General features: G+C 69.2%; 20 protein-coding genes and 1 pseudogene. 9 read left to right on the top strand and 12 right to left on the bottom strand.

Going from position 1 to position 26,801, the window contains the following annotated elements; all coding sequences use genetic code 11:
- Nucleotides 1-7 precede the first annotated feature (7 nt).
- The 5 genes from NKJ07_RS15175 to NKJ07_RS15195 all read right to left on the bottom strand — a co-directional run bounded on the left by NKJ07_RS15175 (nucleotide 8) and on the right by NKJ07_RS15195 (nucleotide 6,129).
- Nucleotides 8-442 (bottom strand): ester cyclase, encoded by a 435-nt coding sequence (locus NKJ07_RS15175; RefSeq protein ID WP_318567636.1) that lies wholly within the window; start codon nucleotides 440-442, stop codon nucleotides 8-10.
- Nucleotides 443-595: 153 nt separating this feature from the next.
- Nucleotides 596-2,329: a phenylalanine--tRNA ligase subunit beta gene (gene pheT, locus NKJ07_RS15180; RefSeq protein WP_318567637.1), complete on the bottom strand. Its 1,734-nt coding sequence runs from the start codon at nucleotides 2,327-2,329 to the stop codon at nucleotides 596-598.
- Nucleotides 2,329-3,846 (bottom strand): phenylalanine--tRNA ligase subunit alpha, encoded by a 1,518-nt coding sequence (gene pheS / locus NKJ07_RS15185; protein ID WP_318567638.1) that lies wholly within the window; start codon nucleotides 3,844-3,846, stop codon nucleotides 2,329-2,331. The genes pheT and pheS overlap by 1 nt, the downstream gene beginning before the upstream one ends.
- A gap of 543 nt (nucleotides 3,847-4,389) precedes the next feature.
- Nucleotides 4,390-4,803 (bottom strand): CBS domain-containing protein, encoded by a 414-nt coding sequence (locus NKJ07_RS15190; protein ID WP_318567639.1) that lies wholly within the window; start codon nucleotides 4,801-4,803, stop codon nucleotides 4,390-4,392.
- A 156-nt stretch (nucleotides 4,804-4,959) separates the two neighbouring features.
- Nucleotides 4,960-6,129 carry an NAD(P)/FAD-dependent oxidoreductase gene (locus tag NKJ07_RS15195; RefSeq protein ID WP_318567640.1) on the bottom strand — a complete coding sequence of 390 codons (1,170 nt, stop codon included), beginning with the start codon at nucleotides 6,127-6,129 and terminating at the stop codon, nucleotides 4,960-4,962.
- A gap of 317 nt (nucleotides 6,130-6,446) precedes the next feature.
- On the opposite strand from NKJ07_RS15195, the gene NKJ07_RS15200 reads away from it, so the two are divergent.
- Nucleotides 6,447-7,406, top strand: coding sequence for an ornithine cyclodeaminase family protein (locus NKJ07_RS15200; RefSeq protein WP_318567641.1), 960 nt, complete (start codon nucleotides 6,447-6,449; stop codon nucleotides 7,404-7,406).
- Between the two features lie 4 nt (nucleotides 7,407-7,410).
- On the opposite strand, the gene NKJ07_RS15205 is transcribed toward NKJ07_RS15200, so the two are convergent.
- The 5 genes and pseudogenes from NKJ07_RS15205 to NKJ07_RS15225 form a co-directional block, all read right to left on the bottom strand.
- A complete protein-coding gene (locus tag NKJ07_RS15205) occupies nucleotides 7,411-9,060 on the bottom strand; it encodes a tryptophan--tRNA ligase (RefSeq protein ID WP_318567642.1) in 1,650 nt (549 codons plus the stop codon).
- Nucleotides 9,057-10,103, bottom strand: a complete 1,047-nt coding sequence (gene endA, locus NKJ07_RS15210) for a tRNA-intron lyase (RefSeq protein WP_318567643.1) — start codon at nucleotides 10,101-10,103, stop codon at nucleotides 9,057-9,059. Before endA ends, NKJ07_RS15205 begins: the two co-directional genes overlap by 4 nt.
- 170 nt (nucleotides 10,104-10,273) lie before the next feature.
- Nucleotides 10,274-10,996, bottom strand: a pseudogene (locus NKJ07_RS15215) (Sjogren's syndrome/scleroderma autoantigen 1 family protein); the annotation flags it as partial.
- 65 nt (nucleotides 10,997-11,061) lie between these two features.
- Entirely contained in the window at nucleotides 11,062-12,888 is a 1,827-nt protein-coding gene (locus NKJ07_RS15220; protein WP_318567644.1) for a PGF-CTERM sorting domain-containing protein, read from the bottom strand.
- Nucleotides 12,889-13,063: 175 nt separating this feature from the next.
- Nucleotides 13,064-14,458, bottom strand: a complete 1,395-nt coding sequence (locus NKJ07_RS15225; protein WP_318567645.1) for a hypothetical protein — start codon at nucleotides 14,456-14,458, stop codon at nucleotides 13,064-13,066.
- A gap of 209 nt (nucleotides 14,459-14,667) precedes the next feature.
- On the opposite strand from NKJ07_RS15225, the gene NKJ07_RS15230 reads away from it, so the two are divergent.
- Nucleotides 14,668-15,300, top strand: a complete 633-nt coding sequence (locus tag NKJ07_RS15230) for an HAD family hydrolase (protein ID WP_318570469.1) — start codon at nucleotides 14,668-14,670, stop codon at nucleotides 15,298-15,300.
- Nucleotides 15,301-15,308: 8 nt separating this feature from the next.
- Here NKJ07_RS15230 and NKJ07_RS15235 read toward each other — a convergent pair whose 3' ends face one another.
- Nucleotides 15,309-17,648 carry a DEAD/DEAH box helicase gene (locus NKJ07_RS15235; protein ID WP_318567646.1) on the bottom strand — a complete coding sequence of 780 codons (2,340 nt, stop codon included), beginning with the start codon at nucleotides 17,646-17,648 and terminating at the stop codon, nucleotides 15,309-15,311.
- Between the two features lie 181 nt (nucleotides 17,649-17,829).
- Here NKJ07_RS15235 and NKJ07_RS15240 point away from each other — a divergent pair, with 181 nt between their 5' ends.
- The 5 genes from NKJ07_RS15240 to NKJ07_RS15260 all read left to right on the top strand — a co-directional run bounded on the left by NKJ07_RS15240 (nucleotide 17,830) and on the right by NKJ07_RS15260 (nucleotide 23,181).
- Nucleotides 17,830-18,051, top strand: coding sequence for a YgaP family membrane protein (locus tag NKJ07_RS15240; RefSeq protein WP_318567647.1), 222 nt, complete (start codon nucleotides 17,830-17,832; stop codon nucleotides 18,049-18,051).
- 286 nt (nucleotides 18,052-18,337) lie between these two features.
- Nucleotides 18,338-19,234, top strand: a complete 897-nt coding sequence (lipA, locus tag NKJ07_RS15245) for a lipoyl synthase (RefSeq protein ID WP_318570470.1) — start codon at nucleotides 18,338-18,340, stop codon at nucleotides 19,232-19,234.
- Between the two features lie 177 nt (nucleotides 19,235-19,411).
- Nucleotides 19,412-20,515, top strand: coding sequence for a pyruvate dehydrogenase (acetyl-transferring) E1 component subunit alpha (gene pdhA / locus NKJ07_RS15250; RefSeq protein WP_318567648.1), 1,104 nt, complete (start codon nucleotides 19,412-19,414; stop codon nucleotides 20,513-20,515).
- A gap of 6 nt (nucleotides 20,516-20,521) precedes the next feature.
- The gene (locus NKJ07_RS15255) at nucleotides 20,522-21,517 is read left to right on the top strand and encodes an alpha-ketoacid dehydrogenase subunit beta (RefSeq protein ID WP_318567649.1); all 996 of its coding nucleotides are present in this window, start codon (nucleotides 20,522-20,524) and stop codon (nucleotides 21,515-21,517) included.
- Nucleotides 21,514-23,181 carry a dihydrolipoamide acetyltransferase family protein gene (locus NKJ07_RS15260; protein WP_318567650.1) on the top strand — a complete coding sequence of 556 codons (1,668 nt, stop codon included), beginning with the start codon at nucleotides 21,514-21,516 and terminating at the stop codon, nucleotides 23,179-23,181. The genes NKJ07_RS15255 and NKJ07_RS15260 overlap by 4 nt, the downstream gene beginning before the upstream one ends.
- 13 nt (nucleotides 23,182-23,194) lie before the next feature.
- On the opposite strand, the gene NKJ07_RS15265 is transcribed toward NKJ07_RS15260, so the two are convergent.
- Nucleotides 23,195-23,683 carry an SRPBCC family protein gene (locus NKJ07_RS15265; RefSeq protein ID WP_318567651.1) on the bottom strand — a complete coding sequence of 163 codons (489 nt, stop codon included), beginning with the start codon at nucleotides 23,681-23,683 and terminating at the stop codon, nucleotides 23,195-23,197.
- A 656-nt stretch (nucleotides 23,684-24,339) separates the two neighbouring features.
- Between NKJ07_RS15265 and lpdA the strand changes: the two genes are divergently transcribed.
- Both lpdA and NKJ07_RS15275 read left to right on the top strand, forming a co-directional pair.
- Complete coding sequence (gene lpdA / locus NKJ07_RS15270; RefSeq protein ID WP_318567652.1) at nucleotides 24,340-25,767, top strand: dihydrolipoyl dehydrogenase; 1,428 nt, start codon at nucleotides 24,340-24,342, stop codon at nucleotides 25,765-25,767.
- Nucleotides 25,768-26,274: 507 nt separating this feature from the next.
- Nucleotides 26,275-26,793 (top strand): hypothetical protein, encoded by a 519-nt coding sequence (locus NKJ07_RS15275; protein WP_318567653.1) that lies wholly within the window; start codon nucleotides 26,275-26,277, stop codon nucleotides 26,791-26,793.
- Nucleotides 26,794-26,801: the final 8 nt, after the last annotated feature.

The raw sequence follows: 26,801 nt of genomic DNA on the forward strand, positions 1-26,801 counted from the left end.
GGCGCCCTCAGATGCGGAGGTGCGCGGGCGGGTCGACGGCTTCGAGCTGTTCGAGCAGCCCGAGCCGGTCCTCTTCGAGCCAGATCTCCGCGATCCGGCCGTCCTCGATCCGGTACATCGCCATCCCCGACCAGTCGACCGTGTGGCCGGTCGGCTCGACATCTCGGTACTCGTCCGTGTGCGTCCCGCTGACGTGGTACCGCACCGCGACGGCGTCGCCCTCGGCGATCATCGCGTCGGTGGTTCCCGAGTAGTCCGGGAACGTCTCGAAGTGTGCCTCGAGGAAGTCGATCACCTCGTCGACGCCGTGCAGTTCGTCGTGGATCCCGTGCTCGACGACATCCGCCGCGAGGAGTTCCGTGAGCGTGTCGTGGTCCCGGTCGTTGAACGCGTTCAGGTAGCGCCTGACGAGTTCCGTGTGTGCCTCGTCCGATGTTGCCATTGTGTTCACCTCGTGGGGGCGCACCGATCCACCGCGACCGTGTCGGTCGTCGGGTACGCCGTCCGTACCATTCGTGTCAATGGGTTTAACTTCTGTCGTGACACGGGAGCGCGGACAGGGCGACAGGCCCGCGAGTCGGGTCCGCGGGGGCCGCTACTCGAGCGCGTCCAGCGCGAACTCGAACGCCGCCACCGGCAGTTCCAGGTCGTGTTCGACGAGGACTTCGGGGTGGATCTCGCCGACGACGCCGACGCGCTCCCCGTCGACGACGACCCCGGCGGCGCGGCCGGGGATGAACGCCGGGTGGTCGGTCGCCGGGGTTTCGAGGTCGGCGCCGAACTCCCCACACAGTGCGGCGAGCCGTGCCTTGGCGTCCTCGTACGTCGCGTCGTGTCGGGCGAGGACGCCCGCGACGTGTCTGGACTCGTGGACGTGCGTCGACTCCAGCGGGTCTTTGTGGGCGACGAGGCCGATCTCCGTGAGGTCCTGGGGGTACGACCGGTGGGTGTTGTTCTCCAGCACCATCATGAGCGAGGGGAGCGCCCACGTCCGGAGCATGGTGTAGTCCTCGCTGTAGGGTTCGGTGATCGTCACCGCCGCCTGCCCACCGAGGACGTCTTCGCCCTCGTCGAGTCGCATCCGGTCGTAGTTCTCCGCGCCCGAGATCATGTGGAAGTTCAGGAGGTCCTCGAAGCCCAGCCCCACGAGGGAGGTGCGGGCGGCGTTTTCGAGGCGGGACCGCTCGTGGCGGCCGCCGACGGTCGAGACGTCCGGATACCGGGGGTCGAGGTCGTTGAAGCCGTAGGCGCGGCCCACGTCGTCGATGAGGTCGAGGGGGTGAAGCACGTCCACGCGGTAGGGTGGGATCTCCACCTCGTACTCGACCGTCTCCCCGAGGGTGTACGTCGCGTCCAGCCCCGAGCGCTCGAAGAGGTCGACCACCTCCTCGCGGTCGAGGTCGATCCCGAGGGCGGACTCGATGCGGTCGTGTGACACCGTCTTCTCGTCGACCGAGAAGTCGGGACGCACCAGCCGTGAGCCGTCGTCCGGTGCCGTCGTCCCGTCGGCGTACTCGACGGTGACCTCCTCGATCGTCGCGCCGCGCGCCGACAGCGCGTAGCAGATGATCGCGCACATCCGGTCGATGGTCCACTGGTCCGTGCCCGTGAGTTCGACCAGCAGTTCCCGGGAGTCGGTGTCGACCTCCGTCCGCGCGCCGTTGATCACGGGCGGGAACGAGAAGAGTCCCAGTTCGTCGTAGATCGCGGGGTAGCGGTCGTACTCGGAGACGAGGTCGGCGTACTGCTTGCCCGTCTGGTGCTCTCGAAGTACCTCTGCAGGGGTCAACTCCCTGTTGGCGTCCAGTGGCACGAACCGATCGCCGTCGGGGTCGACCCCGCGGTAGGTGATCGTGTTGTCGCCGCCCTCCTCCGAGAGGACTTCTCCCTTGATCATCGCGAGGTCGTGGATACCGATGGCACCCTTCGCCCGCTTGCGACCCATCGTCGCGTGGAGCTTCTCCTGGAGCTGGATGAGCGAGTCGAGGCCGGCGTCGTCGAGGTCGACGCCTCGGACGACTGCGCCGGTGACGTACGGCCGCTCGTCGGGGACGCTCGCGTCGACCTCGAACGTCCAGTCGGGGTCGTTCGTTTTCGGGACGGCGACGCCGCGGTCGAGGCCGTACTGGTAGCGGAGCGAGCGGGCGACCCCTTCTACCGAGAGGCGGTCGAGGCGGTCCGGTCCAAACTCCAGTTGCATCTCGCCGTCCTCGGTCTCGCCCTCGTACTCGAGCCCGAGCGCGAACAGGTCTTCCTTGAACTCCTCGTCGGACTTGTCCTTCCCCGTGAGCCGCCGCAGTTCCTCGGGGTCGACGTCGACGACGGGCATCAGTACAGCACCTCCGTCTCCCGCAGCAGGTCCAGATCACACAGCGTCCCGTGGACGTCGCGGATGTCGTCGAAGCCGTAGATGAGCATCAACAGCCGTTCGAGGGCGAGCCCCCACGCCATCACGTCACACTCGACGCCCAGCGGTCTGAGGACTTCGTCGCGGAACATTCCTGAGTTCCCGATCTCGATGAGTTCGCCCGTCTCGGGATGCTTGCCGAAGAGCTCGAAGGACGGCTCCGTGTACGGGTTGTAGTGGGGCTTGAACTGGATGTCCGTGATGCCGAACTGGCTGTAGAACTCGGTGAACGTCCCCATCAGGTCGCGTACCGAGAGGTCCTCGGCCATCACCCACCCCTCGATCTGGAAGAACTCCAATAAGTGCGTGGGGTCGAGCGTATCGTTCCGATACACTTTCTCGACCGAGAAATATCGTTGTGGGGGCTCCAGGTCGCCGACGGCGTCTCCCGAGAGATATCGCATCGACAGCGACGTGGTGTGCCCCCGCAGATCGACCTCTCGGGCCACGTCCTCGGTCCACGGCGAGTGGTAGCCGTCGCCGTCTTCCCCCTCACCGTTGCGGTGGGCGTCTTCGACCCGGGCGACCAGGTCTTCGGGGAGGTCCCGCATGGGCGGGACGTCCAGCGCGAACTGGTCCCAGTGGGTGCGGGCGGGGTGGTCCTGCGGCATGAACAGGCAGTCGTTGATCCAGAACTCGGCGTCGGCGTGGGGGCCGTCCATCTCCTGGAAGCCCATGCCGACGAGCACGTCCTTCACTCGTTCGGCGGTCTGTCTGAGGATGTGCGTCTTCCCGCCCTGCACGCGGGGGGCGTCCGCCTCGACGTTGTAGGCGGTGAACTCGACGTCGCGCCACTCGCCGGAGGTGAGCAGTTCGGGGGTGAGCCGATCGACCGTCTCCGCGACCGCGACCCCCTCGACCATCAGCGCGTCGACGCCGGCGTCCGTGAGCCGCACCGAGCGAACGGTGTGTTCGGTCCGGTCGACGAGGCTCCTGGATTCGAGCTGGTCGAGCACCGCCGCGTCGATCCCGTCGGTCGCGTCACCGGCGGAGAGCGCCGCGAGCGCCGCCGCCTCGGGGTCGGCGTCGGGGTTGGCGTCGCTTGCCGAGAGCTGTCCCGCGTCGATGGAGCCGTACCCCTTCCGGGCGAGGTTCGCGAGCGCCACGTCGACCTCGTTCCCGTCGAGGTCGGCGGCCCCGATGACCTGGCCCATCGAGACGGGATCGTCGCGAGCGCCGGCGTCGACCGCGGCGCGGTAGAGTCTGAGCTCGGGGAGGCCCTCGTCGACGTAGCGCGTGCCCTCCTCGGTCACGGCGTAGTCGACGACGACCTCCTCGGAGATGGTGACGAGCCCCTCGTCTTCGAGCTCGAAGGCGGCCCCGGTGACGGTTTCGGGCTTCAGTCCTGTCGCCGCCGCGAGTTCGTCGATCGTCTGTGCATCGTCGGCCGACGCGGTCGTGAGGACCGCGTGCTGGGCTTTCGGCAGTGTGCGTGTCATGTGTCGCGTCTTCGTTGGATGGTGGAGCGTCCGGTCGTCAGTTAGCCGTTGCGGGTCGTGACCGCCGCGGGGCGGTCGACGGGGCCGTGCGCGTCGGTTTCGCCCGCCGCGTCCCCTCGGACGCGGTCGGGGTTCGCCGACGATCGACGATCAGCCCGCGAAGAAGAAGCCGAACCCCGGAGCCGGTAGCTGGGGAGCGGGACGCCGCGCGTGGGGTTCGGGAGCCATGGTTGAGGGAGTCGGTCCCGCGGACAAAAGCGTTGTGAGTGCGTGTGATGGCTCATGCGCGCGGGAGCGAGCGACCGGAACGAGTGATGGAGTACCGGAGCGAGTGATGGAGTCGGCCGGGGAGGCGCGAGGCGGTTCGCCGCTCACCGGGGACCGCTCGGGCACCACGTCCGGTCCGACGGCCGGATGACGAACGACCAACGAACGACCAACGGACGACGAAAGCACGACGCGACCGCTCGCACGCCGACGTCGTACCGTCGGTTCAGAGGAGACGCGGCCACGGAAGAACACGAACAGCGAGTCGAGCCGCGATCAGGGAGATTCGGCCTCGACGACGGCCGCGAGGTTCGTCAGTTCGACCGAGAGGAGTCGGACGACGTCGTCGAGCGTGACGATCCCGACGATGACGCTGTTGTCGTCGACGACGGGGATCCGGCGAACGCTCTCCGTGGCCATCACCTCGGTGAGTTCCAGCACGCCGGCGCTGGACGGCAGCGTCAGTGGTTCGGCGGCCATCACGTCCGCGGCCGTCAACTCGGCCGGATCGACGTCGCGGGCCAGCGTCAGCGCGACGTCGCGGTCGGTGACGATGCCGACCACGCGGTTCGCCTCGGTGACGACGACGCTCCCGACGCCCGCGTCGTCCATGGTCCGTGCCAGCGTCTCGACGGTCGCCTCGGGCGCGGCCGTCTCGACGGTTCTGATCGCGATGTCCTTGAGTGTCATCTCGGTCACCCGGTGACCGTTGGACCGACACCACGGTAGAAGCGCGCGGTCGTTCTCACCGGCCGAGAAGACGGCTCACGAGGCCTGTTCTCACTGCGTACGGGTCGTCCCGACCCCGGGGGCGGCGACAGCCAGTACCGACCGAAGGCAGGCATGTCAGGCGACGTTCCGCTCGTCGTCGCCCCCGTCGCGGCCGGAGTCGAACCGCGCGCCGGAGAGCCGTGAGACGTCCAGCAGCGACGCCGTGCCGTCGAAACAGAGTTCGGTGACGAGTTTGCCGGTGGCGGGCGAGTGCTGGAAGCCGTGGCCCGAGAACCCGCCCGCGGTCACGACCCCCGGGCGCGACAGTTCGACGATTGGGTGGTGGTCGGGCGTGACGGCGTACAGCCCCGCCCAGCCGCGGACGATGCCGCTCTCGGGGCCGAAGTGGCCCGCCGTCTCGCCGGCGTGTTCGACCGCAGTCACGGCCCAGTCGAGGTCCATCGTCGTGTCGTAGTCGTCGGGGTCGACATCGGGGTCCGTGGACGCGAAGTGGCCGCCGACGAGCGCCTGCCCCTCGCGCTCGGGACGGAAGTACGATCCAGTGTCGAGGTCGATCGTCAGCGGAACCGACTCCGGAACGGGCGTCTCGGGCGCGACGACCGCGACCTGCCGACGACGCGGCGCGATCGGGAGATCCTGCCCGAGCATCGCGCCGACGCGTCGGGCCCACGCCCCCGCGGCGTTGACGAACACGTCCGCGTCGAGCGTCGCGTCGGGCGTATCGACCGCGACGTCGGCCCGCACCGGGTCGCCGGTGTCCGCGACCGTCACCCCCGTCACGGGCGTCTTCGTCCGGATCTCCGCCCCGGCCTCGCTGGCCGCCCGCGAGAAGCCCTGCAACGCGAGGTGTGGATCCGCGAAGCCGTCGGTCGGCGAGTACGTCGCGCCGACGAACGACGCTGCGTGGAGTTCGGGGCAGTACTCGCGGGCCTCGTCCGCCGAGAGATACTCGCTCGGGACGCCGAGGTCGTTCTGCATCGCCACCTGCTCGCGGAAGCGCGCCGCGGTCTCCTCGCGCCGCGCGAGGAAGAGGTAGCCCGAGCGGCGGTGGGCGATGTCGACCCCGAACCGCTCTTCGAAGGAGTCCCACACGTCGAGCGAGGCGAGCGACAGCCGCACGTTCACGCGCGTCGAGAACTGCGTGCGGATCCCGCCGGCGGAGCGGTCCGTGTTGCCGCTGCCGAGCGAGCCCGCCTCGCAGACGGTGACCGCCGCACCGCGACGGGCCAGGTAGTACGCGGCGGCGAGTCCGACGATCCCACCGCCGCAGACGACGACGTGCACGGTCGATGTCGCGTGGCAGAGGTGAAGAACGTTGTGCGGGAGCGGCCGAGCCGTGCGTCCGAGTACCCGCCGGCCCTGCGGTGGCGCGGCGGTCGCGGCTCCGGCCGCGTTCCCAACGAGTAGAGCGAGTGGGAAGCCGCGAGCGGAGGTGTCGCCAGCCCCGGCGCGAGAGACGAGGAGACGAGCGAACGGAGTGACCGAGTGTCCGAGCCGGGTGGGGAGGTCCGCGGCCGCACCGCTCCGGCAGCAGCGCGGTCTGGTGACCGAAGCAAGGAGTCAGAGAAACGTTCACCACCCCGCCACGCGACCGACCGTCCATGCGTGTCCTCACCGACGCGGACGTCGCGCGCGTGCTCTCGCTTTCTGACCTGCTTCCCGTCGTCGAGCGGGCGTTCGTGAAGCAGGGACGCGGCGACGTCGAACGACCGCCACGGCCCCACTTCCCCGTCGGTGACGGGGCGACCGAAGGGACGGCGCTCGTGATGCCGGCGGCGATCCACGGCGCGTCGACGTTCACCACCAAAGTCGCGACGGTCCACGAGTCCAACGCGAACGCGGGCCTGCCGACCGTCCGCGCGCAGGTCCACGTCACGGACGCCGCGACGGGCGAGGCGCTGGCGACGATGGACGGAAACCGGCTCACGAACGCCCGGACGGGCTGTATCGGCGGGCTCGCCGCCCGTGAACTCGCGCCCGAGGGGCCGGTCCGCCTGGGCGTCGTCGGGGCGGGCGCACAGGCGCGGTGGCAGACGCGCGCGGTCGCAGCCGCGACCGATCTCGAACGGGTTCGAGTCTACTCCCCGACGCCCGACTCCCGGGCCGAGTGCGCAGCCGACCTCCGGGCCGAGGGGATAGATGCCACCGCGGTCGACACGGCCGAGGAGGCTGTCGCGGACGCCTCGGTGGTCGTGACGGCGACGACGGCGACCGACCCCGTCTTTCCGGGGAGCGCGCTCGCGGCCGGGACGCTCGTGGTCGCCGTCGGTGCCTACACCGAGGAGATGTGCGAGCTCGACGAGACGACGATCGAGCGGGCGGCGCGCGTCTTCGCCGACGTGCCCGCGGAGGTCGCCGAGACGGGTGATCTCCAGGGCCGGCTCACGGCTGACGAACTCGTCGCGCTCTCGGAGGTGTTCGAGGGGCGCGCTGGCCGCGACCGCGACGACGAGCGACTCGTCGTCGACAGCGTCGGGAGCGCGGTGCTCGACGCGGCGGCCGCCGAACACGTCCTCGACTGCGCCGCGGCGGACGGGGTGGGAACGGTCGTCGAGGAGTGAGCGCTCAGTCGTCGGCCTCGCCCGCGACCGTCCGCCGCGGCGACTCCAACTCGATGTCGAGGTCGTCCAGCATCGGCGCGACCTCCTCCCGATTCGCCTGGTGGTCTTCGAGGAACTCCTTCATCAACTGCGCCGCCTGCTCCTTGCAGTCGCCACAGAGCCGTTCGCCGCCGACGCACTCGTCGTACACTTCCTTCGCGAAGTCGTCATCGTCGCCGGAGAGGAGATACGCGTACAGTTCGTACACGGGGCATTTGTCCGCCTCGCCGCCGAGTTCGCGCTGTTCCTCGGCGGTGTCTCGTCCGCCCGTCGTCGCCGATTTGACCTTCGCGTAGCCGTCTTCGGGGTCGTCCAACAGCGAGATGTGGCTCGCGGGGATCGACGAAGACATCTTCCCGCCGGTGAGACCGGTCATGAACCGGTGGTAGATCGACGACGGCGGGTAGAAGCCGTAGCCGCCAGTGTCGACTTCGACCTGCCGGGCGAGTTCTTCGGCTTCTTCGAAAGAGAGGTCGAACGCGTCGACGTGTTCGTCGTAGCGCCGCTTCTCGCCCGGGATCCGCTCGACGAGCGCTTCGAACGCCCGATCGGGGGCGTCACGCGACAGGAACCGAATGCGGGGGCGGAGCGGTTCCATTCCGGCGTTCTGGAGCTTCGTCGCGGCGCTGGCGCGGACGCCGTCGCCGACGGCGGGGCTGTCGACCGTCGGCCGGTCGGCGTCGAAGTCGACCGTCTGGGGGTCGAGGAGGTACTGCGCGCCGTGGACGCAGCGGACGTCCTGGTCGTCGTCCGCGCGGTCGGCGAGCGTCTCGTACGCCTCGGCGACGACGACCCGCTCGTCGTCGTCCAGTTCCTGACTGAAGTACGCCTCGGTGATCTTGAAGAAACGCATTCGCGCCGCCAGATCCCGCGCGAGGCGGACGTGTGGGTCCTGGTCCGGTCCGACGGGGATGACCGTCGGCTTCGGCTCGTCCATCTGCGGGTAGAGGATGTCGGCCATCTGCGTCACGACGCTCTGCATGTGCGAGACCGACGTCTCGCCGTCGAAGCCGTAGATGCCCTCTAGCTCCGCGAACCGCGCCTTGGAGCCGAGTTCGAACGCGAGGTCCTGGACTTCCTCGTTGCCCGACTGCCGGTAGAGCACTCCGTCGTCGGGATCGAAGCCGAGCGCGAGGAGCGACAGCAGGTAGTCGCGGGCGTGTTCGTCGATCTCCGCCCAGGTGAGCCCCCGGGCGGCGTGGGCTTCGAGGTCGGCGATGAGGCCGTAGGCGTCCGCACCCTGCTCTTGATGCCAGATGATCTCGTCGAACACCAGCTTGTGGCCGATGTGCGGATCCCCCGTCGGCATGAACCCCGAGAGCACGGCGACGGGATCGCCGTTCCGAAGCGCCTCCGCGACGGGACCGTAGTCGCGGTGCCCGAAGATGACCCCTCGGCGCATCAGGTAGTGGGGGTTCGGCACCGCTTCGAGGATAGAATCGAACTCCTCGATGCCGAACTCCTCGAACAGTTTGCGGTAGTCGGCGATCGTCGACGATCCCCATGGGTCGAGCGTCACGTCGTCGGCACCGGTCGCCGTGCCGCCATCGGTGCGACTCGTGCTGTCGGCTCGGGGGTCGTGCTCGTCGGCGTCCGTCGGTGTGTCGTCGGTCATGGGGTCAAGCGGGCTACGGAGAGCCAGTCTATGCCACCGTTGGCGCCGGTCAGCGCAAAAACCATTCGCTTGCGGACCCCGCCGGCGAGGCGGACGTCGAGCGAGAGGTCGCGCGGGAAGGTGGTGTGGTCCCGCGGGACCACGCGGACGAGCGAGTCCGAGTGTGAGAGGTCGGAGACGGTCGAGAACGACTCGTACACGCGAAAGTCCGCACCGAACTTGAAGCCGGACTTCGGAACGCCGCCGGCACCGCGGAGCGCGGCGTACGTCCGCAGGCGGCGGTCGAAGCGCTCACCCTCCACGTCGCGGCCCCGGGCGGTAACGCCCGCCTCGCCGACCTCACGGTCGCCGTCGGCGTCCATCACCGTCAGCGACCCACGGCGCGCGAGCGAGGCCGCCTCGACGAGCGACAGCTGGAGGGGACCGGCGTCGGCGGTGCGGCCGTAGAGCCGCTGGCCGTAGAAGTGGCCCTCGTACAACGCTTCGGGTGGCTCCCAGACGAGCACGCGGTCGGCCAGGAGCGTCCCTTCCAGGTCGGTCGGTGGGTCGGCATCCAGCGTTCCCCCGGGGACGTCCGTCGCCGTCTCGAAGTACGTCAGGTCGCCATCCTCGTCGACGATCGCGAGGGTGACGTCGCCGAGCGCCCGCGCCGGGAGCGACTCGCGCTCACCGACGACGCGGACGCGGTAGGCCACCTCGTCGTCCCACGGGCCGCTGCCGCGGGGGTAGACGACGAAGTCCGCGTCATCCGGGTGGTCCTCGCGCGCGGGAGAGAGGTAGAAGCCGCGGTCGCGGAGGTCCTTGTAGACGACGAACTCGAGAACGACGCCGGTCCGGGCGAGAAACGCACGGAAGCCGAGTTCGTCGCCGTCGGCGACGACACCGTCGAGGTCGCCGCGCTGAAGGAGGTGTGCGGCCTCGACCGAGGCGAGTTCGAGCCCGTCGCCGCCGGTCGGGCGGCCGTACCCGCGGGAGTCGTAAAACCGCTGGCGAGCGTTGCCCTCGAGGGCGACCGTCCCGCCGGGATCGAGCGTCCCTTGCATACCCGCTTGCCGGCGTGGGACGTCAAAGGCCCACCGGTTGCGTGCAGTCAGCCGCGACCGTCGCTGTCGGTGTCCGCGTCGCGGGAGTCACCGTCGAGCACGTCGTTCCCGTGCCCGTCGCCAGCGTGGTCGACGGCCTCGTCGGGGTGGTCGTCCCGCGCCCGGAACGGCTCGCAGGTCCCGTCCAGACACCGCCGCCCGGTCGCCGTCTCGAAGACGGGGAGCCCACAGCCGCAGGTGTCGACGACGACGCCCGCGGGGAGCGAGAACGCCGTCTCGCAGGCGGGGTAGTCGTCACAGCCGGCGAGCAGCCGTCCCGAGCGCCTGATGATCCGGAGCGGCGAGCCGCAGTCGGGACAGGACCAGACGCCGTCGAACCGCGCGCGGACCGCGTCGTCGAGCGGGTCGCACGACCGGTCGACACACACCTCGAACACCGCCCCGCGCTCGGCGCGCATCAGCGGGAGCCCGCAGTCGTCACACGTCTCCGCCAGCACTCGAGCGCCCGCGACGAGCGGGTAGCGAACGCCCGAGTCGAGGCCGACGACGCTCCCGCCGGCGCGGACGAGCGGTTCGCCCGTCTCGGGGTGGTGGCCGACGGGAACGCCCGCCTCGGTGACCGGGTATGCCGCGCGCCCGGCGACCGCGTGAGAGACGACGCGGAGGGTCTGCTCGCCGGCTCGAGCGGTGAGGCCGAACCCCGAGGAGTCCTCCTCGACGGAGAGCGAATCCGGTCGCGTGAGCCAGGCCACGGGCTGGTAGCCGTCGGCGTCGTGGACGAGGACGGTGCGGTCGGGCTTGACCACGACGACGACGTGGCCGCGGGTCGTGCGGTCGCGGGTGCCCTCGAACGTGGTGGTACAGTCGCCGGCGAAGACACGGGTCGAGTCCATGCGACGGGGTGGCTGCCCCCTCCGGTATGAACCTCCGGCCAAGGGTTTTCGTACCGTGAGGGGTGTCAGTCCCGGCGGACGAACAGGAGTGCCGCGACGGCGGCCGCGACGAGCGCGACGGGGGGCCCGAAACCGGGGAACGTCGTCGACGTCGAACTCGAACTGGTGGACGCCGTCGTCGACCGGGGGGCGCGGACGCGGACCGTCGCGGTCTCGGTGTCGACCCGGGCCGTGTACGTCCCGGGCGCGACGATGTTGTGGACGAACCGGACCGTCGTCTCCCCCCCGGCTGGAACGGTGACCTCCCGTGAGTTGACCAGCTGTCCGAACAGTTCGAGCTCGACCGTGTCGGTTCTCGGGCGGTCGGTCGGGTTCTGCACCGTCACCAGGACCACCGCCTCTTCCGACGGGCGGATCTCCTGTTTCTCGAACGAGACGTCGGTCACGACGACCCCGTCGCCGGGCGCGTCGGCGGCGGTGGTCGCGCCGGGCTCGGGCGTGCCACGGTCGCCGGTCGTGACCGCAGTGGCCGCGTCGTCCGGCTCGGGGGACGTCTCGCTCCCCGCCGGGGTCGACGGCGTCGCGGGCGACAGTGCCGGAGAGGAGGGCGCACCGTGTCGGTAGCGGAGGTCGACGGCCGGTTCGGGCTCGTCAGACGTCGACGCCGTGTCGAGTTCGACCGCGACCGTGTTGCGTCCGGGCCGGAGCCACTCCGCGTTCGCCGGGAGCGACGCGGTCTCGCCGGGGGCGAGCGTCCCCGCGTACTCGGTTCGGTTGCCGTTCACCGTGACGGCCGGGTTCGCGCTGTGGGAGATCTCCTGGTACCGAACGGTGGCGACGAGGTCGGCACCGTTCGCCGCGAACGACGGCTTGAACGAATCACCCGTCTGGAGGTCGACCGTCTCCGTCACGGTCTCGTTGTCGTCGAAGGTTCCGAACGAGACGACGTCGCCGGCGGAGTCCCTGAGCGACACGTTCGCCGGGAGGCCCGTCGAGACGGTGAGGTTCGCGACGAAGTCACCCGCGTCGCCGCGCTCGCTGTTCTCGTAGCCGTCCCGGTCGGCGGCAGTCTCGTCCAGCGGGGCGCGGACCGGCCCGCCGATCGTCGAGACGAACTCGACCGTCACCCCGTCGGACGTCGTAGTGTAGGGGGTGTCGAACTGGATGGTCGTCGACCCCGTCCCCGTCGGGCAGAGGCCGGACGCGACCTGGATGCCCTCGCTGTACGCCCCGTTCTGTCCGTCCTCGTTCACGTAGACGTCGGCACAGCCGCCGTCGACGGACGACAGTTCGGGGATCGTCAGCCGGTGCAGTTCCACGTTCGCCGGGACCGAACGGATCGTGTGCGCCGAGTGAGTGTCGTCGCCGAAGAGCGTCCCGTTCGGCAGGTCGTTCGACGCGTAGCCGGTGTTCCACGAGCCCTGACGGGCCGTCAACGACACCTCGGGGTTGCCGGTTCCGTCCGGACCCGCCGGTTCGACGTCGCCGGCGATACGCAGATCCCAGATGGCTCCCGGCGTGAGCGGTGTCGAGACCGTGTCGACCTCGGTCGTCGCCACGCCGGTCACCTCGATCGAGAGGTTCCCCACGCCGTCGAGGCTCGACAGTTCGTACTCCGAGACGGTGCCGTTCGTCGCGCCCGTCGCCGTGAGCGAGACGTTCGGACCGGGGGTCGTGAGCGAGACGTTCCGGTCGGCCGCCCCGACGCCGGCGGCGCGGGTCGACGCTGCCGTTCCCACGGGCCACGTCGTGCCGTGGGCGAGGGTCGTGCGTTCGGTGTCCGACGGGACGGGCGGCGCGTGCGCCGTCTCGAGCGCTCCAACCGGTGCCGTCACCGTTCCCGTGAGCGTACAGAGCACCAGACAGAGCGCGACGAGCGATCGACCGTTCATCGGGGCCGTCCGGCGGGTCGGCTCATCGCTGCCACCGACCCGGTGCGATGTGTAGTGTGCCCAGCAATTCAGCTTCTACGTACGTTCGTGGTCACAAAAATACGCTGGTCGGGAACACGCGATCCGCCGAACGGGACTCGCCGACTCCGGCGTCGGACGATCCGGTCGAGAGCGATCAGGCCCGACGCCGTGCGAGGAGGAGTCCCCCGGCGAGAACCGAAAGGAACGCGACGAAGAGGCCGAACCCGGGAAACGTCGTCGACGTCGCTGTCGGCGTCGTGGGCGTGTCCGACCCACGGTCGGCTTCGACGACCGTGACTGTCGCAGTCTCGGCACCGACGCGCGCCGTATACGTTCCGGGCGCGACGATGTTGTGTGTGAACTCGACCTGCACCTCACCCCGGGGCGGAACCCTGACCTCACGGGAGTTGACGATCTGCTCGAACAGTTCGAGTTCGACCGTGTGATCGTCCGCTGTCGTCGTCGGGTTCCGTACCGTCACGACGACGACGGTCGGTTCGCCGACCGCGACGCGTTCGGACCGGACGGAGACGTCGGTCACGACCGTGTCGTCGACGTCCAGCACGTCCGCGTCCGAGGCGTTCGACCGGGTCGTCAGGACGGAACTGGTGTTGACCGGGGTCGGCGAGGGCGTCGCGGACGCGGTGGCCGTCCCCGAGCCGCTGTCGAGGAAGCCGAACAGCCCACCGCCACTACTGCCGCCACCACCACTCCCGTCGTCGCTACTGCCGCCGCCTCCGCCTCCACCGCCGCCTCCGCCACCGCTACTCCCACCACCACCGCCGACGGGAGCTTCGGGCTGTGGTGTTTCGGTCGCCGTTGTTGTCCCGTTCGACCCGTCCGTCGGCGTCGGCGTCGTAGTGGCGTTCGTCGGAGTCTCCGTCCCCGCCACCGCCGACGTCGGCGTCACTGTCTCGGTCTCCGTCGCTGTCGGCGTTGCCGTCGGGGTCGATGTCGGCGTCGTGGTTCCTGTCGGGGTCGCTGTCTCCGTCCCGGTCGGGGTCGCCGTCTCCGTCTCTGTTGGTGTCGCTGTCTCCGTTCCGGTCGGTGTCGCTGTTTCCGTTCCGGTCGGTGTCGCCGTCTCCGTCTCTGTTGGTGTCGCTGTCTCCGTTCCGGTCGGTGTCGCCGTCTCTGTCTCGGTCGGTGTCACCGTCTCCGTCTCTGTTGGTGTCGCCGTCTCTGTCTCGGTCGGTGTCACCGTCTCCGTCTCTGTTGGTGTCGCCGTCTCTGTCTCGGTCGGTGTCACCGTCTCCGTCTCTGTTGGTGTCACCGTCTCCGTCTCTGTTGGTGTCGCTGTCTCCGTCTCGGTCGGTGTCGCGGTTGGTGTTTCCGTCGGTGTCGCCGTCTCCGTCTCAGTCGGTGTTTCTGTCTCCGTTGGCGTCGCTGTCGGTGGTGGGGTCTCGGTCTCTGTTTCGGTCGGTTCGACCTGGTCGATTCGTGTCGAGCCGTTCGCGGCGTCGGTCGAAGCACCTCCCGGGAAGCTGAACGCTGCGCTGGCGAGCAGGACGACGGCGACGAGTCCGACCGCGACGGACGTGCGACTGATCATGGTGGTGTGGTGGACCGCCCGAGTCGGGGACCCCGACAGTCGGTCGTACCGACCTGTCTCCGTGCGGAATTTAAATCACTCACGGTATGTCCGTAATTTATTCACGAATCCGTGAATGTCAGTTTCGGATGCGTGTGGCGGTCCCGTCAGCAGAGCTTTCACTCGGGCCGCCCGACACGACACGCACTGTGGACGCTGTACTCTTCGACATGGACGGTGTACTGGTCGATTCCGAACGGTTCTGGCACGCGTTCGAAGACGAGTGGGTCTTCGCCGAGGCGACCGAGGGAACGCCGACGCGCGAGGAGGTGACCGGGCGGAACTACCGGGAGATGTACGACTACCTCTCGACGGAATACGGAACGACGGTCTCGAAAGAGGAGTTCGTCGGTCGGTACGACGAACACGCGATGGACGTGGTATACGGCGACGGCGTCGTGCTGATGGAGGGTGCCGAGGAGCTGTTCGACGGCCTCCGCGCTCGCGCGAAACTGGCGATCGTCTCCTCCGCGCCACAGGACTGGATCGCGGTCGTCCGTGAGCGGTTCGACCTCGACCCGCTCGACCTCGTGTTGAGCGCCGACGACATCGACGACCCCGGCAAGCCCGAGCCGCACATCTACGAACACGCCGCGGCCGAGCTCGGCCTCGACCCCGAGCGCTGCGTCGTCGTCGAGGACTCGTACAACGGCGTCGCGGCGGCCGTCGCGGCCGGAGCGTACTGTATCGCCTACCGGACGCCGCAGAACCGGGGCGTCGACCACTCCGCCGCAGACGAGGTTGTCGAGGGGCCTGCGGCGTTGCGCGCAGCGCTGATGCGGCTGGTCGACGGCGACCCCTGACTCCGGTGTCAGTCGACGACCGCGACGGTTCGTTCCTCGTGGACCGGGAGCAGCGGGAGGTCGGGGAACGACACCTCGATGCGGAAGGTGAGTTCGTCGTCGGTCGCGCCGAAGACGCCGACGGGGACGTGCGTCGCGTCCGAGAGGTACGTCGTCTTCGTCGTCATCTCCACGTCGTTGACCGTGACGCGGATCCCGGTACGGCCGCTCCCCCCGGTGTTTCGCACGGAGACTTCCCTGACCGCGCTGGTCCCGCGCTCGACCGTCTCGGGGAACGGCCCCCAGTCGATCTCGATCGCCGGCAGCGACTGCGCCGACTCGACGACCCGCTCGGCCACCCCCTCAGAGAGGTCCGCCCGGGTCAGCGCCGTCGTGCCGGCCGCGACGAGATCGGACGGGGTTCGCAGCCCGGCCGACGAGAGCCGCCCCGCCCGACGCGAGCCGATTCCGTCGACGGCGGTGAGCCCGACCGCGTCGCGGGAGACGCCGTGTTCGACGCGCGCCTCGACCCGGCGGGCGAGGTTGGCCGCGCGCGGGCCCGAGAAGGTGTCGAGGAACTCCCGGAGCGCCGCCAACAGCCGGAGGGCGTTCTGCCTGATGATCCAGGCGTCGCTCCGGAGGTCAGCCGGGGTCGAGCCAGTCATCGACGCCCGGCAGATGGCGAGCACCTTGCGGTTGCCGCCGTCGAGCGAGCTGTCCATCCCCGTGAGGACGGAGTCGACCGCGTCGGTCTCGGCCGAGCGGCAGGAGACGGAGTGGAACTCCGACGCGCCCGCGACGCTCTCGAGGACGGCGTCGGCGTCGATGTACTCGCGCTCGGAGAGGTCGTGAAAGCGCCGCGCGGTCGCGAGATCGAGGTAGTACTTCGACGCCAGCCGGCCGAGCGAGGTGGGCTCGACCCCCAGGCCGTCCATCGAGACGAAGCCGCGGTCGACGAGCGATTCGAGCGTCTCCCGGACTCGATCCCTGAGGCCGTCGAAGGCGTACTCCTGGGGACGGGACTGCGCGCGCACGTAGTAGAACGTCGTCTCCAGCCACGAGAGCACGTCGTCGAGGTCGTCGATGGTGCCCATCGCGACCTCGGCGTTGAGATGTGAGTCCAACTCGGCGGCGAGGTGGGACTCGATGTCTTTTCCATCGCTGATGAGTCGCCGGTAGCGGTCGGCGTCAGAGCGGTCACACACCACCCAGCCGTAGCCGACGTCGTCGTAGCCCGGCCGGCCGGCCCGACCGAGCATCTGCATCACGTCCAGCGGGGAGATGTCCACGTCGCCCTCCAGCGGGTCGTGGTACTTCGTGTCGCGGATGACGACGCACCGGGCGGGGAGGTTCACACCCCACGCGAGCGTCGACGTCGAGAACAGCAGTTGGATCTTCCCCTCGCGGAACCATCTCTCCACTCGATCGCGGTCCTCCTTCCCGAGCCCCGCGTGGTGGAACCCGATGCCGTCGACGACGGAGTTTCGCAACGAATCGTTCGACAGCTCCTTCGCCTCGTTGTGGAAGTCGTAGTCGCCGCGGGCACCCATCGGCACGTCGCGTTCGGCGAACTCGTCGCGCGCCTTCGCCGCGGCCTGCACCGTGTCCTGCCGCGAGGAGACGAAGACGAGCGCCTGGCCCGCCTCGCGGATGTGCGGTTCGGCCAGGTCGAACGCTCTGTACAGTCGACGGTACTTGTCGGCGAAGCTGTTCTCGCCGTGGCTGTACGTCTTCACTCCCGCGTGGAGCTTCACCGGGCGGTAGTCGTCGCCGAACTCGAACGTCGTTTCTTCGACCGCGTCCAGCCACGCGGCGACGTCGGCGACGTTGCGCATCGTCGCCGACAGCGCCACGATTCGCGGGTCACAGAGCCGCCGAAGGCGGGAGACGGTCACTTCGAGCACCCCGCCTCTGGAGTCGGAGTCGAGGAGGTGGACCTCGTCGATGACGACGCAGTCCACGTCGGTGACGAAGCCGTATCTGGGAGAGTCGTGTTTCCTCGTGGCCGAGTCGGTCTTCTCGGGCGTCATCACGAGGATGTCCGCCCGCTCCGCGCGGCGAGGGTTGAGGTCGCGCTCGCCCGTCACGACGTACACCGAGTAGCCGAGATCCTCGAAACGTTCCCACTCGGCTTCCTTCTCGTTCGTCAGCGCGCGCAAGGGGGCGATAAAGAGCGCCGTTCCTCCTTCCCCGAGGGTCTTACACATCGCCAGTTCCGCCAGCGCCGTCTTCCCCGACGCCGTCGGGGCCGCGGCGACCACGTTCTCGTCGCGCTCCATGATCGCCGGGAGCGCCTCGCGTTGCATCCGGTTGAACTCCTCGAAGCCGAACGCGTCGGCGAACTCGGGGATGGCCTCGGCCACTTTCACCCGTGGCGTCCTCCCGCTCGCAGCCGGTTCCCGGGGACAGTCATGCTCGGAGGGGGGCGCTCGCTCGACCAAAAACTTCCGGTGACCGCCGTCCGGACGGTGCGAACGGCCCGTTCCTGAGAAGAGAGATTGTGAACAAGATACAATACCTTTCGCGCCGTAGAGAAACGCGGTGAGTACGATGAATAAAAACGTCGGCGGAATCGATCGAAACGCGCGCCTGATCATCGGTCCGGTCTTGCTTGTCGTTGGACTCACGGCACTCGTTCAACTGCTGCCGCTCGGGACGCTCGGTGCCGTCGCTGCCCTCGTCGTCGGGGCGATCCTGACAGTGACCGGCGCGGTCCAGCGGTGTCCGCTGAACGCGCTGCTCGGCGTCGACACCTGTCCGATCGACGGGTGAACGCGGCCGCGTCGCTCGTGTCTGGTCGCGGCCGGAGCCGCGAACAGCACCTCACGGCGTCACATACGGCCGACGTGCGGCGAACGAGCGACCGGCGGAAGCGAGTCGGCCGGGGAGGGCGAGACGTCGTCACCCTGGCGACCGCGCGGCCCCTCTCCCGGGCAGTACTGTCACGATGGGGACGCCCCGGTCGGTCCGTACTCGACCGCACGTTTTTCACGACAGCCGCCTACCGTCCGGTATGAGCGGGAGTCGCCGGCACCGTCGAAAACCCGACTGGCTGAAGATGCGACCGCCGTCGGGCCAGCGGTTCACCGAGATCAAGCGCGAACTCAGGGACAGAAACCTCCACACCGTCTGCGAGGAGGCCAATTGCCCGAACCTCGGGGAGTGCTGGTCGGGACAAGACGGCCCGGGAACGGCGACGTTCATGCTGATGGGCGACCGCTGCTCGCGGGGCTGTAACTTCTGCGACGTCCAGACCGGAGGGATGGAGGCGCTCGACCCCGACGAACCCGACAACGTCGCCGAGGCGGTGGCCGAGATCGGCCTCGACTACGTCGTCCTCACCTCCGTGGATAGAGACGACCTCCCCGACCAGGGCGCGGGGCACTTCGCGCGGACCATCCGCGCGATCAAAGAGCGCGACCCCTCGATCCTCGTCGAGGTCCTGATCCCCGACTTCCAAGGGGAACCGGAACTCGTGCGGGAGATCATCGACGCGCGCCCCGACGTGATCGCGCACAACATCGAGACGGTCGAACGCCTGCAGTGGCCCGTCCGTGACCGCCGCGCGGGCTACGAGCAGTCGCTGTCCGTGCTCGAACAGGTCACCGCCGAGTCCGACATCCACACCAAGACGTCGATCATGCTCGGCCTCGGCGAGTACGCCCACGAGGTGTACCAGACGCTGTCGGACCTCCGGGAGGCCGACGTCGACGTCGTCACGCTCGGGCAGTACCTCCAGCCGTCGCGGTCACACCTCGACGTCTACGACTACGTCCACCCCGACGCGTTCGACACCTGGCGGCGGGTCGCCGAGGACGAACTCGGCTTCCTCTACTGCGCCTCGGGGCCGATGGTGCGCTCGTCGTACAAAGCGGGGGAGCTGTTCGTCGACGCGCTCGTCCGCGAGGGCCGGACGGTCGAGGAGGCGCGACGGGCCGCGCGTGCCGCCGACTGAGCGAGCCACGCCCCCGCCGTGCGTGCCGGGCCGACGGTTCGAAGGACGAACCGCTGGCTCCGGCGAACCGCCCGCTGGCACCGTCGAGCGCCTCGGTACGCGACCGGCGATCCCGTTCTACGAAAACACTATACGACAGGGAGGTGACCCTCTGCTCATGCACGGGAGGGTCACACCGTGAGCGTGCTACAGCGCGATCCACGGGATCAGGTCCGCGTCCTCGACGAGGACGGCAGCGTCGTCGGCGACGTCCCCGACGTGGACGACGAGACGCTGGTGTCGATGTACCGCGAGATGAAACTCGCCCGGCACTTCGACACCCGTGCGGTGAGCCTCCAGCGGCAGGGGCGGATGGGCACCTATCCGCCGCTGTCGGGACAGGAGGGCGCACAGGTGGCGAGCGCCCACGCGCTCGACGAGGAGGACTGGCTCTTCCCGTCGTACCGCGAGCACGCCGCGCTCCACACGCGTGGCTTCCCGCTCGACCGGATCTTGCTGTACTGGATGGGCACCGAGCGCGGCAACGAAGCGCCGCCGGACGTCAACACGTTCCCCGTCGCGGTGCCGATCGCCACCCAGACCCTCCACGCGGTCGGCGCGTCGTGGGCTTCGAAACACAAAGGCGAGCGGAAGGCGTTCATCACCTACTTCGGTGACGGGGGCTCCTCGGAGGGCGACACCCACGAGGCGATGAACTTCGCTGGCGTGTTCGACACCCCCACCGTGTTCTTCTGCAACAACAACCAGTGGGCGATCTCCGTCCCCCGGGAGCGACAGACGGCGGCCGAGACGATCGCGCAGCGGGCCGACGCCTACGGCTTTCAGGGGATCCAGGTCGATGGGATGGATCCGCTGGCGGTGTACGACGTCACGCGCGCCGCGGTCGAGAAGGCCAAGGCCGACACACCCGACGAACTCCGGCCGACGCTCATCGAGGCGGTTCAGTACCGCTTCGGCGCGCACACGACCGCTGACGACCCGACGGTGTACCGCGACAGCGACGAGGTCGAACAGTGGAAACGGAAAGATCCCATCCCGCGGCTGGAGACGTTCCTCCGCGAGACGGGCCGACTCGACGACGACGACGTCGAGCGGATCGAACGCGAGGTCCAGCAGGAGGTGGCCGACGCCATCGAGACGGCGGAGTCGACCCCCCGGCCCGACCCCGAGGAACTGTTCGACCACACCTTCGCCGAGCGAACCCCGGACATCGAGGCGCAACACGAGGCGTTCGCCGCCATGCGCGAGCGACTCGGCGACGAGGCGTTCCGCAACGAGTAACTCACAATGAGCACGTCACAAACACAGAACCTCACCCTGGTCCAGGCGGTACGGGACGGTCTCCACACCGGAATGCAGCGCGACGACGACGTCATCGTCCTCGGGGAGGACGTCGGGAAGAACGGCGGCGTCTTCCGCGCGACCGAAGGGCTGTACGACGAGTTCGGCGGCGATCGGGTCATCGACACCCCGCTCGCGGAGTCGGGCATCGTCGGCACGGCCATCGGGATGGCCGCCTACGGGCTCAAACCCGTCCCGGAGATCCAGTTCTCCGGCTTCATGTACCCGGCGTTCGACCAGATCGTCTCTCACGCCGCCCGGCTCCGGACGCGGTCTCGCGGTCGTTTTACCTGTCCGCTCGTCGTTCGCGCGCCCTACGGCGGCGGCATCCGCGCGCCCGAACACCACTCCGAGTCGAAGGAGGCGTTCTACGCGCACGAGGCCGGGCTCAAGGTCGTCATCCCGTCGACGCCGGCCGACACCAAGGGGCTACTCATCTCTGCCATCCGCGATCCGGACCCCGTGATCTTCCTCGAACCGAAGCTCATCTACCGCGCGTTCAGGGGTGACGTCCCGGAGGGCGAACACACCGTCCCGATCGGCGAGGCACAGGTTCGAAGGGAAGGCGAAGACGTCTCGGTCTTCGTCTACGGCGCGATGACGCCGCGAACCCTCGAAGCCGCCGAGAACCTCGCCGAGGAGGGGGTCGACGTCGAGGTGGTCGACCTCCGGACTGTCTCGCCGCTGGATCGGGAGGCTATCGTCGACTCGTTCACGAAGACCGGGCGGGCGTGCGTCGTCCACGAGGCCCCCCGGTCGGGCGGGCTCGCGGGTGAGATCACTGCGACGATCCAGGAGGAGGCGCTGCTGTACCAGGAAGCGCCCGTCGTCCGCGTGACCGGGTACGACGTTCCCTACCCGCTGTACGCCCTGGAGGACTACTACCTCCCCTCGGTCGCGCGCATCGAGGACGGCATCCGGGAGGCCGTGGAGTACCCATGATCCGCGAGTTCAAACTCCCCGACGTCGGCGAAGGCGTGGCGGAGGGCGAACTGGTCGCGTGGCACGTCAAGCCCGGCGACGGCGTGGTCGAAGATCAGGTCGTCGCCGAGGTGGAGACGGACAAGGCGCTCGTCGAGGTTCCCTCCCCCTACGACGGGACCGTGGCGGAGCTCCGCGCCGAAGCGGGCCAGATGGTCCCGGTCGGCGACGTCATCATCACGTTCGACGTCCCCGACGAAGCCGGAGCCGAAGGGGAGGCCGAACCCGAGTCCGCGTCCGCGTCCGCGTCCGAACCCGAGACCACGACAGGGCCGAGCGACGCCCCAGCGGCGACCGAGCCGGCGGCGTCGGGCGACAGCGCCGCCGGGGCGGAGAGCGAGGGCGACGCAGACCACGAACCCGACGCGCGGGTGTTCGCCCCGCCGAGCGTCCGTCGGCTCGCCCGCGAGGAGGGCGTCGATCTCGCGACGATCGACGGGAGCGGCCCGGGCGGGCGGATCACCGAGGGGGACGTCCGGGCGGCGGCCGAAGCCGAGCCCGGAGCCAGCGCGGACGCCGCCGAGCGTGACGAGGGGCCCGCCGCGGTGAGTTTCGGCGGGCCGTCGGCGACGAGTGGCGACGCGGCGGAGGGAGGCGAAGCCGACGACGCGGCGAGCGGGGCGCCGACGCAGGCGACCGAGGCGGCCGGCCGCGACCGGACGCTCGCCGCGCCCGCGACCCGGAAGCTGGCGGCCGACGAAGGGGTCGACATCGACGACGTGCCCGCGACCGAACGGCGCGACGGCGAGGCGTTCGTCACGCCCGACGCGGTCCGGGCGTACGCCGAGGCCCAGCGGGCGGCACAGGAAGCCGACGCGGCCGCCGTGTCGGCGGGTGAGATCGGTGAGGCCGGGGATGGGGAGGCGGCGAGTCGCGAGCCCGTGGCTGGACCGCCCGCGACGGTCGAGACCGAACCCGTCACCGACGGGGAGGAGGACGAGCGGGTCCCCTACCGCGGCATCCGCCGGACCATCGGCGAGCAGATGCAGCGCTCGAAGTTCACCGCGCCGCACGTCACCCACCACGACACCGCCGTCGTCGACGACCTCGTCGCGCTCCGGTCGGAGTTGAAACCGCACGCCGAAGCGCGGGGCGTCTCGCTCACCTACACGCCGCTGGTGATGACGGCCGTAGTGAAGGCGCTGAAAGAGCACCCGAAGCTGAACGCCGTCTTCGACGAGGAGAACGAGGAGATCCTCCGTAAAAGGGAGTACCACGTCGGCGTCGCCGTCGCCACCGACGCGGGGCTGATGGTGCCCGTGGTTCGGGACGTCGACCGGAAAGGGGCGGTGGAGATCGCCTCGGAGCTCGGCGGCCTCGTCGAACGAGCACACGACCGGAGCATCGCCCGCGAGGAGATGCGGGGCAGCACGTTCACCATCACCAACTTCGGTGCCATCGGCGGCGAGTACGCCACGCCGATCATCAACTACCCCGAGGTCGCGATCTTGGGGTTGGGCGCGATCGAACAGCGGCCCGTCGTCGAAGAGGGGGAGGTCGTCGCACGACACACCCTCCCGCTGTCGCTGTCGATCGACCACCGCGTCGTCGACGGGGCGGACGCCGGACGGTTCGCCAACACGCTCATCGAGTATCTGGAGAACCCCCGGCTGTTGCTGTTGTGAGCTCGGGAGCGAGTCAGTCCGAGGCGGCTTCCGACGCCGGGTCGCCGCGGGCGACTCGAGAGTCGACGTGCGACGCGAGTCCGTCAAGCGTCTCCCCGAACGTCTCCTCGAACTTCGATTCCATCATCACTTTCGCCATCACCCAGCCCAGGGGGCCGAACTTCGGCGTGAACCGTGCCGCCATGGTGACTGCCGTCTGTGTGTCCACCTGTTCGTCCACGGAGATGGTGACGACGTTCTCTTTCAGCGGGAAGTCACCCATGTCGATGAACTCGACGGTGTAGGAGGTGTTCGGTTCGTAGTCGACGATTCGCTCCTCGATGCGACCACTCCCGTCGAGCACACACTCGCGGGTCGCACCCTCGCCGGTGTCGGGACCGGCGATGATTCCCGACTCGAGGACGCCGGGGTTGTACGTCGCGACGCCGCCGAAGTCGTCGAGGACCTCCCAGACGGCAGCCGTCGGTGCGTCGATCGTTCGGGTGACAGTGACCTCGTGCATAGCACTCGTTCGGCGCTTCGGATCATAGCGCTCTCGCGGTCGTGTGCGGGAGAGGCACTGGCTCGAACCGAAGACCGCGGCGGACGCTCGCCGGCGAGTACACTCACGCGGCCACGACATCGACGCCGCCGACGAGGAGTCGAGTTTCCGGAGAACCACCGGCTGCTGTTGGTGTGAGCGGGTGTGTCGTTGTAGGCAGGGTGTGTTGTCGTGAGTCGGGTGTGTCGCTGTAAGCGAGTGCGTTCGCTGAGCGAGCGCGACCGAACCGCTCGACGGTGGAGGACGGACTGCCCCGGTGTGGTGTGGACGGTCGGGTAGGTCGTGCTCGCGTCGGGTGGAACGAGGGAGACAGCGAGCGAGGGCGGCCACCAGGGCGGTGAGGCCACGTCCTCCCCAGCCGATTGCGGTCCTCGTCGTTCGCTCCGCTCACGACCGCGGTCCTCATCCCTCGCGCGTTTGTCGCCGGACGGAGCCGGCGACGGCACGCGCCACCGCACCGCGGTCGGTGGCGGAGCGGTCGGCGCGCGGGAGCGGACGTCGTGAACGACTCGCGCGGGGTCTTCGTGAGCGATCGGAGCGAGTGACCAGCGTGAACGAGAACGACCCGTTCTGCCGCGTGGTGTCCATTTAACACCACAGACGGTGAGAACCGACACATGGTCGTCGGAGACATCTCGACAGGGACGGAGCTTCTGGTGATCGGCGCGGGACCGGGCGGCTACGTCGCCGCGATCCGCGCCGCCCAGAAGGGGCTCGACACGACGCTCGTCGAGCGTGACGCGTACGGCGGGACCTGCCTCAATCACGGCTGTATTCCGTCGAAGGCGTACATCACGGCGTCGGGGCTGGCCCACGACGCCGGCAACGCAGCGGAGATGGGGATCCACGCCGACCCGGTTGTCGACATGGCCGGGATGCGCGACTGGAAGGACGGCGTCGTCGATCAGCTGACGGGGGGCGTCGAGAAGCTCTGTAAGGCCAACGGCGTCAACCTCGTCGAGGGAACGGCTCGGTTCGACGGCCCGAACCGGGTACGGGTCGCCCACGGCGGCGAGGGGCAGGGGTCGGAGAGCATCGAGTTCGAGCACTGCATCGTCGCGACGGGGTCGCGACCGATGGAGATCCCCGGGTTCTCGTACGCCGACGACCCCGTGGCCTCCTCGCGCGACGCGCTCGCGTTCGGCTCGGTCCCGGACCGACTCGTGGTGGTGGGCGCGGGCTACATCGGCATGGAGCTGTCGACGGTGTTCGCCAAACTCGGGAGCGAGGTCACGGTGGTCGAGATGCTCGACGACGTCCTCCCGGGGTACGAGGACGACGTGGCGCGCGTCGTCCGCACGCGGGCGGAGGAACTCGGTGTCGACTTCCACTTCGGCGAGGGCGCGGCGGAGTGGCGCGACGGCAACGACGGCGGCATCGTCGTCGCCACCGAGACCGAAGACGGGGACCGACACGAGTACGACGCGGACAAGGTGCTCGTCGCGGTCGGGCGCGAGCCCGTCTCGGACACGCTCGACCTCGACGCGGCGGGGGTCGAGACCGACGACCGCGGCTTCATCACGACCGACGACCAGGCGCGGACGAACGTCGAGTCGATCTTCGCCGTCGGCGACGTCGCGGGCGAGCCGATGTTGGCGCACGTCGGCTCGAAGGAGGGAATCGTCGCCGCCGAGGTCGCCGCGGGCGAACCCGTGGGGCTGGATTACCAGGCGATCCCCGCGGCGGTGTTCACCGACCCCGAGATCGGCACCGTGGGCATGACCGAGGCGGAGGCCGAGGAGGCTGGCTTCGAGCCCGTCGTCGGGCAGATGCCGTTCAACGCGTCGGGGCGGGCGCTGACAACCGGCCACACGGAGGGGTTCGTCCGCGTCGTCGCCGACGAGGGGACGGGGTTCGTCCTCGGCGGGCAGATCGTCGGCCCCGAGGCCTCCGAGTTGGTCGCCGAACTCGCGCTCGCGATCGAGATGGGAGCCACGCTGGAGGACGTCGCGGCGACGATCCACACCCATCCGACGCTCGCCGAGGCGACGATGGAAGCCTGCGAGAACGCGCTCGGGCAGGCGATCCACACGCTGAACCGGTGAGCCGTCGCGGGCGAGACACGTCGACCGGCCTCGGTTCGTGTCGTCGTCACGGCGCGTGCCGATCGACGGGGCTGGCTACCGACACCGATCGACCGCACGACGGTCGCGTCCGCTCCGATGGTGGCACGCGGGACAAAAGGGGGGGAGTTCCCTATCGAGGGACCGCTGAACCCGGCGATGTGATGGGGGGAGAGGGTTTGACGGTTCCTCGAACAGGTGTTAGGCGGTAGCCGGCTTGAGCATTGACACGGAGATATGAGTGTCGAACCCGTCGGATCTCGTGAACTGCCGGCTCGGTGTCCGGTTTCACGAGGGCTCGCGGGGACGCCGGCGTCGGCGGCGACGCGGCTTCTCACCGGCCGAGAGCCGACCCTGAACTTAACGACCCCTCCACGAGAACGCGTGATCATGTCGGGTGAGAGTCGAAAGACAGGGACTGCGGTGGAGCTTCGGCTTCGCCTGTACGAACTCCTCCATCGGAAAGTCGATCGGGAACGAACCGCACGCATGACGCGAGCCACGCGCGGCGGCCTACTGGTTGCGGCCGTGTTCGGGTACGCGGTCGTCACGGGTGACCTGCGGTTCATCGCGCTCACGCCGGTGCTGTACGGCGTGGTGGCGATGGACGGGCTGAAATCCACGGTGAAGATCCTCTACCTCAACCGTCACCTCATCCGGGTCGAAGACGGCCTCGGAGGTCACGAACCGCTGTACGACTGGGCGTCGCGCCACGGCGTCTTCGGCGACCTCCCGCGGATCGAAGTCGCCGACTTCGACCTGAACGAGATCCCGACGATCGCGCTCGTCGTCTCGGTCGCCGCGGGCTACGTCGGCCTCGTCGTCCTCTCGGTGCGGACGTGGACCGCGACGAGCACGGGCGAGTCGGGCGTCGCCCCACCCGTCCCCCTCGACGTGCTCCTCGTCGGCTACGCCGTCTTGACCCTGGTCCTGCTCGTCATCAGCGGCGTCGGCTACGTCCACCTGCAGCGGCTGAGCCGCGAAATCGACGCCGGCCGGAGCGACTGACGCCGCCG

Origin of the sequence: Salinigranum marinum, from assembly GCF_024228675.1 — an archaeon.
Lineage (GTDB): Archaea > Halobacteriota > Halobacteria > Halobacteriales > Haloferacaceae > Salinigranum > Salinigranum marinum.

Excerpts from the sequence above, each read along its gene's own strand:
- NKJ07_RS15175 (WP_318567636.1), bottom strand. The coding sequence starts at position 442 with ATGGCAACATCGGACGAGGCACACACGGAACTCGTCAGGCGCTACCTG.
- pheT (WP_318567637.1), bottom strand. The coding sequence starts at position 2,329 with ATGCCCGTCGTCGACGTCGACCCCGAGGAACTGCGGCGGCTCACGGGG.
- pheS (WP_318567638.1), bottom strand. The coding sequence starts at position 3,846 with ATGACACGCACACTGCCGAAAGCCCAGCACGCGGTCCTCACGACCGCG.
- NKJ07_RS15190 (WP_318567639.1), bottom strand. The coding sequence starts at position 4,803 with ATGACACTCAAGGACATCGCGATCAGAACCGTCGAGACGGCCGCGCCC.
- NKJ07_RS15200 (WP_318567641.1), top strand. The coding sequence starts at position 6,447 with ATGCGTGTCCTCACCGACGCGGACGTCGCGCGCGTGCTCTCGCTTTCT.
- NKJ07_RS15205 (WP_318567642.1), bottom strand. The coding sequence starts at position 9,060 with ATGACCGACGACACACCGACGGACGCCGACGAGCACGACCCCCGAGCC.
- endA (WP_318567643.1), bottom strand. The coding sequence starts at position 10,103 with ATGCAAGGGACGCTCGATCCCGGCGGGACGGTCGCCCTCGAGGGCAAC.
- NKJ07_RS15220 (WP_318567644.1), bottom strand. The coding sequence starts at position 12,888 with ATGAACGGTCGATCGCTCGTCGCGCTCTGTCTGGTGCTCTGTACGCTC.
- NKJ07_RS15225 (WP_318567645.1), bottom strand. The coding sequence starts at position 14,458 with ATGATCAGTCGCACGTCCGTCGCGGTCGGACTCGTCGCCGTCGTCCTG.
- NKJ07_RS15230 (WP_318570469.1), top strand. The coding sequence starts at position 14,668 with ATGGACGGTGTACTGGTCGATTCCGAACGGTTCTGGCACGCGTTCGAA.
- NKJ07_RS15240 (WP_318567647.1), top strand. The coding sequence starts at position 17,830 with ATGAATAAAAACGTCGGCGGAATCGATCGAAACGCGCGCCTGATCATC.
- lipA (WP_318570470.1), top strand. The coding sequence starts at position 18,338 with ATGCGACCGCCGTCGGGCCAGCGGTTCACCGAGATCAAGCGCGAACTC.
- NKJ07_RS15255 (WP_318567649.1), top strand. The coding sequence starts at position 20,522 with ATGAGCACGTCACAAACACAGAACCTCACCCTGGTCCAGGCGGTACGG.
- NKJ07_RS15260 (WP_318567650.1), top strand. The coding sequence starts at position 21,514 with ATGATCCGCGAGTTCAAACTCCCCGACGTCGGCGAAGGCGTGGCGGAG.
- NKJ07_RS15265 (WP_318567651.1), bottom strand. The coding sequence starts at position 23,683 with ATGCACGAGGTCACTGTCACCCGAACGATCGACGCACCGACGGCTGCC.
- lpdA (WP_318567652.1), top strand. The coding sequence starts at position 24,340 with ATGGTCGTCGGAGACATCTCGACAGGGACGGAGCTTCTGGTGATCGGC.
- NKJ07_RS15275 (WP_318567653.1), top strand. The coding sequence starts at position 26,275 with ATGACGCGAGCCACGCGCGGCGGCCTACTGGTTGCGGCCGTGTTCGGG.